The sequence below is a fragment of the Bacillus sp. MYb56 genome (assembly GCF_002976445.1).
In the GTDB taxonomy this organism is placed as follows: Bacteria; Bacillota; Bacilli; order Bacillales; family Bacillaceae_G; genus Bacillus_A; species Bacillus_A mycoides.
Genome location: NZ_PCOH01000024.1, coordinates 69933 through 80241 on the forward strand (window position 1 = coordinate 69933; position 10309 = coordinate 80241).

The window sequence follows — 10309 nt, forward strand, 5'->3', positions numbered from 1 at the left end:
ACTTATGAGCAATTGGTACAGTAAGACGAAAAATCAAACATTAATCGACCTAGAAACAAATGAACAACACGGTTTAACAGATAAAATCGTAAATGAACGTTTAAAGCAATATGGTTATAATGAATTAGCTACCAAACAAAAACGTACTTTATGGCAGCGCGTTTTCGCCCAAATTAATGACGTCCTCGTATATGTCCTTATTATCGCGTCCCTTATTTCCGCCTTTGTAGGTGAATGGGCTGATGCAAGTATTATCGCGCTCGTTGTAGTTTTAAATGCTGTTATCGGTGTAATCCAAGAATCGAAAGCGGAACAGGCTTTAGAAGCATTGAAAAAGATGGCAACACCTAAAGCTATCGTAAAGCGAGATGGTGAACTAAAAGAGATTCCATCTGAGCACGTCGTTCCAGGTGATATCGTTATGCTTGATGCTGGGCGGTATATCCCCTGCGATTTACGACTTATCGAAACTGCGAATTTAAAAATTGAAGAATCTGCTCTAACTGGTGAATCTGTCCCTGTCGATAAAGATGCAGTCTACCACCCTTCCATGCAAAATGATGAGCAAGTACCATTAGGTGATCAAAAAAACATGGCCTTTATGTCGACGTTAGTAACATACGGACGTGGCATCGGTGTTGCTGTTGAAACTGGGATGCATTCACAAATTGGCAAGATCGCTACCCTTTTACATGAAGCAGACGATGATATGACACCACTTCAAAAAAGCTTAGCACAAGTAGGAAAATATTTAGGATTTGTCGCTGTAGCTATTTGCACTACTATGTTTCTCATCGGTTTTTTACAGGGCCGGGATACGTTAGAAATGTTTATGACCGCAATTAGTTTAGCTGTTGCAGCCATTCCAGAAGGCTTACCAGCTATCGTTTCCATCGTTCTTGCAATTGGTGTTCAGCGTATGATTAAACAAAACGTTATCATTCGTAAACTACCCGCTGTTGAAGCTCTCGGTTCTGTCACAATTATTTGTTCAGATAAAACAGGTACATTAACTCAAAATAAAATGACCGTTACTCACTTTTATAGTGATCGCACCTACGACCAGCTAGAAAATTTGAATGTAAATAATGATGCACACCGTCTATTATTAGAAAATATGGTTTTATGCAACGATGCCTCTTACGGTGCCGACTCACAAACAGGGGATCCTACAGAAATTGCCCTTCTTGTTGCCGGAAGCTCTTTTAACATTCAAAAAGATCATTTAGAAAATAAACATGAACGTGTTAACGAATTGCCTTTCGATTCTGATCGTAAAATGATGTCAACTGTACATACGTACGATGAAGGCTACTATAGCATGACGAAAGGTGCTATTGATAAACTTTTACCTCACTGTACCCATATCTTTATAAATAATAAACTTGAGGTCCTAAAAGATTCTGGTAAAAATCAAATATTAGAAGCTGCCGGGTCAATGTCGCAAGAAGCCTTAAGAGTACTTTCATTCGCATATAAACGATACGATTTAAACGATATGGATATAAATCATCTCGAAGAAAATCTCATCTTTATCGGTCTTGTCGGTATGATTGATCCACCACGTACAGAAGTAAAAGATTCAATTACAGAATGTAAAAAGGCTGGTATTCGCACAGTTATGATTACGGGTGATCATAAGGATACCGCCTTTGCAATTGCCAAAGAACTTGGCATTGCTGAAGAAATATCTGAAATCATGATTGGAACTGAATTAGATAACATTCCAGATACAGAACTAGCAAGTAAAATTAATCACTTAAATGTATTCGCTAGGGTCTCTCCAGAACATAAAGTGAAGATTATAAAAGCATTACGTGCTAAAGGAAATATCGTTTCCATGACTGGTGACGGTGTAAATGATGCTCCATCTTTAAAACAAGCAGATGTTGGAGTAGCAATGGGAATTACAGGAACAGATGTCGCAAAAGGCGCAGCAGATGTAGTTTTAACAGATGATAACTTCTCATCTATTGTGAAAGCTGTTGAAGAAGGAAGAAATATTTATCGTAATATTAAAAAGTCTATTCTCTTCCTACTTTCTTGTAACTTCGGCGAAATTATAGCTCTCTTTTTAGCTATTTTACTCGGCTGGGCAACACCACTACGCCCTATTCACATTTTGTGGGTAAATTTAATTACAGATACACTGCCTGCATTATCACTCGGTGTTGATCCTGAAGATCCAGATGTGATGAAGGAAAAACCACGACATGCGAAAGAAAGCTTATTTAGCGGCAGCGTTCCTTTTCTTATTTTCAATGGGGTTGTAATTGGACTTCTTACTTTAACAGCCTTTATCGTTGGGGCAAAGCTCTATACAGGAGATACAAATTTATTGCCTCTCTTCCCAGAGCAAATTGATGAAGACGCGCTATTACACGCTCAAACGATGGCATTTGTCGTTCTTAGTTTCTCTCAACTCGTTCATTCATTTAACTTACGTTCAAGAACGAAATCAATTTTTTCAATTGGGATATTTACAAATAAATATTTAGTCTTCTCACTTCTAATCGGTGTTCTTATGCAAGTGTGTATCATCTCCATCCCACCTCTTGCCAATATATTCGGTGTGCATGCATTAACAATGCGAGATTGGGGATTTGTTCTCTTGTTAAGTATCATTCCGCTTGTTGTGAATGAAATCATTAAATTAGTTAAGAGAAACTAAAAGGCAATGAGGACTGTTCCTCATTGCCTTTTCTTTATCCTTGTAATTCTTTTTTGATGTTCTCTGTTAATGTAGCCATACGCTTACGACTTTCTTCACGCTCACGTTTATTTTGCTCTTCAATTTGTTGTGTTTCTTGCATACCTCTTGAAATAATGTTCCAAGTTTCCTCAAGTGTTTCCATCTTAATACTAGAAGAACCTGATAATCTCGCTACTTCCACACTCTGAGTTGCGATATTTTGTGCATTTTTCTTAAGTAATTCATTTGTACGGCGATCAAGTTCAGCCATAGAGTCCGCAACAAGCTTTTGACGTTTCGCATTTACCGCTTGAATGATACCATTTTTAAAGATAGGAATCGTTGTAATAAATGCTGTATTGATTTTACCGATTAATTTATTGTTACCGCGTTGAATCATACGAATTTGTGGTGCCGTTAATAGAGCAACCATACGTGCTTTTTCTAAATCATCAATACGTTGTTCTAAAATTTCAACAGAGTTTTTAAGCGATTCTAATTCAATCCCCGCTAACTGATCATTATTACGTATGCGCTCTTCGTACATCGGAACTAACTCTGTATTTAAACGCTCTAATAACATTTCCCCTGCTACTACGTATTTTTCTAAGTCTAAATAATACTTTAAGTTTTGCTCATATAAACCATCTAACGTACCAATTGATTTTTTCATTTCATCTTGATACTTCGTAATTTCTACGTATACTTTATCCATTTCGCGACCCATCGTCTGATACTTACTAAAGATTTGTTCAATCATTTTATCTGCTTTTTTGAACATACGTGAGAAGAAACCACTTTTCTCTTCCGCAAAGTCTTTACTATCAAATCTGTCCATAATTTTACCAAGCTGCTTTAATAATTCACCAGAGTCTTCTACTTTCGATAAAGACATTGTATGTAAAATTTGATCAGCGAAACGTGAAATTTCCATAGAAGGTTCTTTTCCGAGTTCAATTAATTCTAATTGGTCTTTAATGTCTACTGCGTTATAAATACGTTGCACTTCTGCATCTTGTCTAAGTTGCAAGCGAACATCTTGTGCGGTTTGCTCATTCAATTCTGTTTTCGAATCTAGTACGACTGGGTTATTCATATGGTATTCTCCCTTTCCTTATAAAAATGGACGAAATAGTCCTTTTATTGTTTGTGATAAATTTTTATAGGCTGATGAACCATGAAATTCAAGATCGAAATTAACTTCTTCAAGCCAATGTGAATCAAATGCTCCTGATTCAATATACGGTTCAATATCGTTTCTCCCCGTTGGATTAAAGTGGAATACATCTACTCCAATTTGATTTAAAAATAGTAATAACACAGCATCAGAACGACTTAATTCTCCGCTCTTCTCATTATTAAATATAACAATTTTCGGTACTTCTTGCGAATAATCAAATTTCTCAAGCTGCTCTAAAATGTTCGGTGGTATTTGAGAGAGTTGTGCGAAAACATACAGTGCTACATCTTGTTTCGTCTCTTTCGCAATTGGTTTACACATTTCACTTTCGCACGTATGGATGATTGCTTCTGCAATACCATGTTGTAATCCTTCTGGTAAACGCTTATGCGGCCACCAATGGCTGTTCATAATTAAATCCGGATGTAACTTTCCCCCGCGGTCCAATGCATCTCGATAATGATATTGGAAATTCGCTTTTTGTTCTTTCGTGAACGGGAATGTATTAATCAAGAAACTGTTATCAAATGATGTAACAGCCTTTAGTCGCTGAAAATATTCTTTATCATTCTTTGAAACACCTGATATTTTTGCAAATAAAGAAGGAATATAAATATGCTTATTTTCAACAAAGAATGTTGGACGTACAAATGCCTTTTCTTTCGTAATTAAAAAGAGTTCATCGTACGTCGTTTTGAGCGTACGGGCTACAGGTGTATACGAACGGAATTGCCACGGTTTGTATAATAATGAATTATCGTGGTGAAGTACTTGCTCGATTTCTTTTGAAGCTTGATAAGCTACCGTTGCGACGCGTTCACGACGCCGATCAGGAAATGGTTCCAATGAAATACGGCCTGAATGAGATACGACAAAGGTCTTTCCTTCCTCATCTACACTCTCAAATCCATCTTTTCCTTCTGGGTGATAATAAAGCACATCGCAGCCGAGCATAATAAGAAAGTATAAGAAATATATACGACTCTCCGTCGCATCACCGTACCAAACGATACGCGGCATTTGTTTCTTATAATTAATCGTAGAGAACCACTTCGCTACGTAATTTTCACTTAATTTAATCATATCGATTAAGAAACGCCGGAATCCTTCTGTTTTTAAAGATTGATTATGTTGTTTCTCATACAATTTCAATACAGAAATAAACGTCGTATGTATATAATGCTGTAAATCAGGATTGTCTACTTGCGGTAATAGTTGTTTTCCAGACAAATGTGCTACAAGCCTATTTACTGTAAGTCCATTCGGCGCTTCTTGATGTAATGCAAAAACTTCTTGAATATGGCGCAGTTTTTCGGGATCAATCACCTTATTTAAATTTTGTTCATGCAAAACCTCGATCCCTTTTGCTTCATTATAATCAAATAGTTCATTGAAATATTCATCTACATCATTCGGAACACCAAGAATGCGACTTGCTATATAACTAAATTTCATCTCATTCTCTGTCAGTTCATATTGTGGACGTTTTTCTAAAAGCGCTTCAAATTGCTTTAAATCTGATTCATCTTTTAATGCATATGGTTGAAGTGTAAAACGTGAAAACACAACAGTTCACCTCCAAAAACATTTACGTTTTTTATAAAGTCTCTCTTCTATTATAAACTATTTCTAGTTATAAAAAATGGGCGCTCGCATAACGAGCAAACCCATTTCAACTATTTATGTTCATTTTTAGTAGCTGCAACTTCTTCTTTAGCTTGTCCAGAATTCTTCATGTAGTGAAGTATAAATGTTGCTCCAAACGCTATAACTAAAATAATAAAGAACAGCGTATGACTTACCTCAATATGAATGACAGACAGTAGCATTTTTGCTGCAATAATTAAGATTAAAATATATGCTGTCGTTTCAAGTTCTGGAATACGCTCTAACAATTTTAAGAATACGCCAGCAATACCGCGCATCATTAAAATACCGAGCATTCCACCTAATAGTAAAATCCAAACTTCATTCGATACACCAAACGCAGCAAGTACACTATCTACAGAGAATGCGATATCCATTAATTCAACCATCGCAACCGTCCCCCAGAAAACACCGAACATTCTGAAGAGAATACTATTTTGGTTCATACCATGGGCTTCTTCTTCTTCTTCTTCTGAAGTGCCTTTTCTTTTATCAATGAAATATTTAATTGACAGCCAAGCTAAGTAAAGCGCACCTAACACTTTTACCCATGCCAATTTAATTAAGAACATTCCGATTCCAATTGCAATAAAACGGAATACATAAGCTCCAATAAGTCCATAGAATAATGCTTTTTTTCGTTTTTCTTCTGGAAGATGTTTTACCATTACCGCTAACACAAGTGCATTGTCAGCAGATAATAACCCTTCAAGTACAACAAGTGTACCTATTAACCCCCAAGATACTGGATCTTGTAACACTTTAATCCACATGTCCAAGTCGAAAAACTGAGCATACGTATCAAGGATTCCTTGCAAAATACTCATCTTACCTTTATCCCCTATTCTTTGCTAGATTTATAGAAAGGTCAAAAAAAGGAAACGAATACCGTTTCCCTTCTTATGCATCCAAGCCATACGCTCTTACAAGCGCACCTAATCCACCTTGGAATCCACTTCCTACTGCACTAAACTTCCACTGTCCATTATGACGATATAATTCACAAAAGACAACTGCTGTTTCAATGGAGAAATCTTCCCCTAAATCAAAACGAAGAACTTCTTCGTTTGTTTCTTCATTTGCTAAACGCACGAATGCATTTGCAACCTGTCCAAAGTTTTGATTACGGCCTTCTCCATCATAAATTGTAACTGTAATAGCAATTTTATGAACATCTGCTGGAACCTTTTTCAAATCGACAACAAGTTGCTCATCATCACCGTCACCTGCACCTGTACGGTTATCTCCTGTATGTAAAACTGATTCACAAGGAGACTGTAAATTATTATAGAAAATAAAATCAGTTTCCTTCGTACATTTCCCGTTCGCATCTAATAAAAAGGCAGATGCATCTAAATCGAAATCAGATCCACCATCATAAGATTTAATATCCCATCCAAGACCAATTACTGCTCTTGATAAACCTGGGCTTGTTTTAGCTAAATCTATTTTCTGTCCTTTTTGCAATTGAATAACCATATATTTTCACCTCTATATTTTAATTTCAAAAAATATATCCATCAGTAAATACGCGTTTCACCGATGGATATATAAATCTATTACTCTACATCTAAACCAAAGTTATTACATAGAGAACCTAATCCACCTTGGAATCCACTTCCGATTGCATTGAATTTCCATTCACCTGCGTGACGGTATAATTCACTTACTACTACTGCAGTTTCAATAGAGAAATCTTCTCCTAAATCGTAACGAATTAATTCTGCATTCTTTTCTTCATCCATAATGCGTACGAAAGAGTTAGAAACTTGTCCGAAGTTTTGGCTACGGCCTTCTCCATCATAAATTGTGATTGTGAAGCAAATACGCTCGATATGTGCAGGAACATTTTTTAAGTCTATTTTAATTGTTTCATCGTCGCCTTCACCTGCACCTGTACGGTTATCTCCTAAATGCTCTACAGCACCATTCGCACCTTTTGGATTATTATAGAAGACGAAATCCTCTGCTCCTGAAACTTTACCGTTAGCACCTACTAAGAAGATACTAACATCTAAATCGAAATCGCTTTGTCCGTCATAACGATTCGTATCCCAACCAAGTCCTACAAGAACTTTCGAAAGACCTGGATTTGTTTTTGTTAAGTCTACCTTTTGTCCTTTTTTCAATGAAATTGATGCCATATACAATTCCTCCTTGGTTTATCTTATTGGTAACGTGATACAATCTCACTTAAGTTTTTATCTTGTGTTCCTTCTCCAACTGCTGAAAACTTCCATTCGTTTCCGTCTCGATACATTTCCCCTGCAATTAAAGTCATTTTGCCAGCGTAATTATCTGACAAGTTATAACGTGCTAATTCTTCACCTGTTTGTGGGTTTTGAATACGAATATATGCATTGCGAATCATCCCAAAATCTTGACGACGATTTACACAGTCATAAATATTTACAACGAATACTAAACGATTAATACGGCTCGGAACTTTATGTAATTCTACGAAAATTGTTTCGTCGTCACCAGCGCCTTCACCTGTTAAATTATCTCCTGAATGAATGATACTACCACAAGTAGAAAGTTTGTTGCCGAAGTAAACTAGATCATTTTTGTTTAAAAAACGATCCCCTTCTAACATAACAACAGATGCATCACAATCTACACTTGGTTTACTTCCAAATAAAGAAGACAGAAACCCACCTGATTGCCCAATTGGATCCCAGCCTAAGCCAACCTGCAGTTTCGCTACTCTCGGTTGTCCTTTTGTTAAATCAATCTTTTGTCCTTTTTCTAAAATAATAGGCATGAAGTTTCTTCCTTTCTACAAAGCATTTTCCAAATCGGAAAACATTGTATTCTCCTCTTATATTGTAGCATTATTTATCTAATGAGAAAAAGGATAAATTCTCAATTATATGAAAACAGATACTATATTTATTTATACTGATGTAATAAGTGGTAAATCGAACCAATCATTCCTGCACAATTGCCGCTTTGCGCAAGTTTAATCTCACAATTACTATAAATATCTTGATTTAAGTATGTTCCTATCTCTTCCTTCACTTCATTTAAAAAATCATCTCCTCTTTCAGTAATTCCCCCACCAATAATAATCATTTTCGGATTAAAAATATAAGCAAGGTTACTAATTCCAATCGCCAAATGTTTAAAGAAAATCTTCACGGCTTGAATAACACTGCTATCACCCTTATCATATAATTCGAAAATTGTTTTACCATCCCACTCCTTTTCACCTTTATATCTTCGTACGAGATGAATTAATCCCGAAATTGAGGCAACCTCCTCAAAAGTATTCCCTTCTATTAACATGTTCCCCCATTCCCCAGCGCCAAACGAATGTCCACGGTATAACTCCCCATTTATAACAATTGCTCCACCAATGCCCGTTCCAAGCGTAAGCATAATAAAATCGCTTTCTCCCCTCCCTGTACCTTTCCATTTCTCGCCTAAGGCCGCACAATTAACATCATTTTCAATAGATACAGGAACTTTTAATACTTCTTGTAGTCTCTCAACAATAGAAATATTAGCATAACGCGGAATATGATCCACACCTCCCGTTATAACTCCTTTATCAATATCAACAATTCCCGCTGTACTAATACCAATTCCGGAAATAGTATGTTCAGTCATTAACTTTTTTGATAAATATATAAGCTTTTGAACAATTTGTTCCCCGCCCAAGTGAATTTCTGTTGGGACCTTTTTATGTATTAGTACTACCCCTATTTCTGAAACAATTCCATATTTAATTTGCGTACCACCAATATCAAATGCAATATACTCTTTCATCCGTTACCACTTCCTCTACTATTATGAGTGTAAATTCTCCATCACTCTACTATATTCACATTAACTCTTTTCTCCCTTTAGAAATACACCTCCTTTTTCTTATGAAGTGGACTTGTTCAGTGCCCTCCCTTTTTCTATATATAGTTTTTTTGCATAAAACTCTTTTTCCTATGAAATATTACAAAGGGGTGTATTTTAGATGGAACAATAATTTTTTCTTCAGGAGGAAAACAATGACAAAAATCTTCATTTTAGCATCAACACTTTCTTTATCCTTTTTTAGCGGCTTAAATATTGGTAATGCTGCAACTGAAAACTTCCATCCAATCACAAACGCTATTGTACAAAATAACGATACTTTAGCAGAAGGTAATTCAAAAGATAATAATAAACCTCCAGGAAACAATGGTTCTCAGGACGACAGTGGTTCTGATGGCAACGGTTCTGGCGGCAATGGTTCTGGTGGCAGTGGTTCTGGCGGCAGTGGTTCTGACGGCAACGGTTCTGGCGGCAACGGTTCTGGCGGCAATGGTTCTGGCGGCAACGGTTCTGGCGGCAATGGTTCTGGTGGCAGTGGTTCTGGTGGCAGTGGTTCTGGTGGCAGTGGTTCTGGTGGCAATGGCTCTGGTGGCAGTGGTTCTGGTGGCAATGGCTCTGGTGGCAACGGTTCTGACGGCAATGGTTCTGGTAGCAACGGTTCTGGTGGCAACGGTTCTGGTGGCAGTGGTTCTGGTGGCAACGGTTCTGACGGCAGTGGCTCTGGTGGCAGTGGTTCTGGTGGCAATGGCTCTGGTGGCAGTGGCTCTGGTGGCAGTGGTTCTGGCGGTAACGGCTCTGGTGGCAACGGTTCTGGTGGCAGTGGTTCTGGTGACAATGGCTCTGGTGGCAATGGTTCTGGTGGCAACGGTTCTGGTGGCAACGGTTCTGGTGGCAACGGTTCTGGTGGCAGTGGTTCTGGTGGCAGTGGTTCTGGTGGCAACGGTTCTGGTGGCAACGGTTCTGGTGGCAACGGTTCTGGT

9 protein-coding genes are annotated in these 10309 nt (G+C 37.5%); 2 read left to right on the forward strand and 7 right to left on the reverse strand.

Annotated features, from left to right (window positions below):
• Positions 1 to 4 precede the first annotated feature (4 nt).
• On the forward strand, positions 5 to 2671 hold the full coding sequence (locus CQ058_RS23280) for a cation-translocating P-type ATPase (protein ID WP_002193391.1): 2667 nt from the start codon (positions 5 to 7) through the stop codon (positions 2669 to 2671).
• A 34-nt stretch (positions 2672 to 2705) separates the two neighbouring features.
• Here CQ058_RS23280 and CQ058_RS23285 read toward each other — a convergent pair whose 3' ends face one another.
• From CQ058_RS23285 to CQ058_RS23315, 7 genes are all read right to left on the reverse strand, one after another.
• Positions 2706 to 3788 carry a toxic anion resistance protein gene (locus tag CQ058_RS23285; RefSeq protein ID WP_002029585.1) on the reverse strand — a complete coding sequence of 361 codons (1083 nt, stop codon included), beginning with the start codon at positions 3786 to 3788 and terminating at the stop codon, positions 2706 to 2708.
• 18 nt (positions 3789 to 3806) lie between these two features.
• A complete protein-coding gene (locus CQ058_RS23290; RefSeq protein ID WP_002191828.1) occupies positions 3807 to 5438 on the reverse strand; it encodes a YceG family protein in 1632 nt (543 codons plus the stop codon).
• 110 nt (positions 5439 to 5548) lie between these two features.
• Positions 5549 to 6346, reverse strand: a complete 798-nt coding sequence (locus CQ058_RS23295) for a TerC family protein (RefSeq protein ID WP_002191827.1) — start codon at positions 6344 to 6346, stop codon at positions 5549 to 5551.
• A gap of 73 nt (positions 6347 to 6419) precedes the next feature.
• Positions 6420 to 6998, reverse strand: coding sequence for a TerD family protein (locus CQ058_RS23300; RefSeq protein WP_002010227.1), 579 nt, complete (start codon positions 6996 to 6998; stop codon positions 6420 to 6422).
• An 80-nt stretch (positions 6999 to 7078) separates the two neighbouring features.
• Positions 7079 to 7663, reverse strand: a complete 585-nt coding sequence (locus CQ058_RS23305) for a TerD family protein (protein ID WP_002124998.1) — start codon at positions 7661 to 7663, stop codon at positions 7079 to 7081.
• 23 nt (positions 7664 to 7686) lie between these two features.
• Entirely contained in the window at positions 7687 to 8283 is a 597-nt protein-coding gene (locus CQ058_RS23310; protein ID WP_002029589.1) for a TerD family protein, read from the reverse strand.
• A gap of 128 nt (positions 8284 to 8411) precedes the next feature.
• Positions 8412 to 9290: an ROK family protein gene (locus CQ058_RS23315; protein WP_002191826.1), complete on the reverse strand. Its 879-nt coding sequence runs from the start codon at positions 9288 to 9290 to the stop codon at positions 8412 to 8414.
• Positions 9291 to 9523: 233 nt separating this feature from the next.
• Here CQ058_RS23315 and CQ058_RS32380 point away from each other — a divergent pair.
• The coding region (locus CQ058_RS32380; RefSeq protein ID WP_105590000.1) for a cell wall anchor protein at positions 9524 to 10309 on the forward strand (786 nt) is incomplete at its 3' end.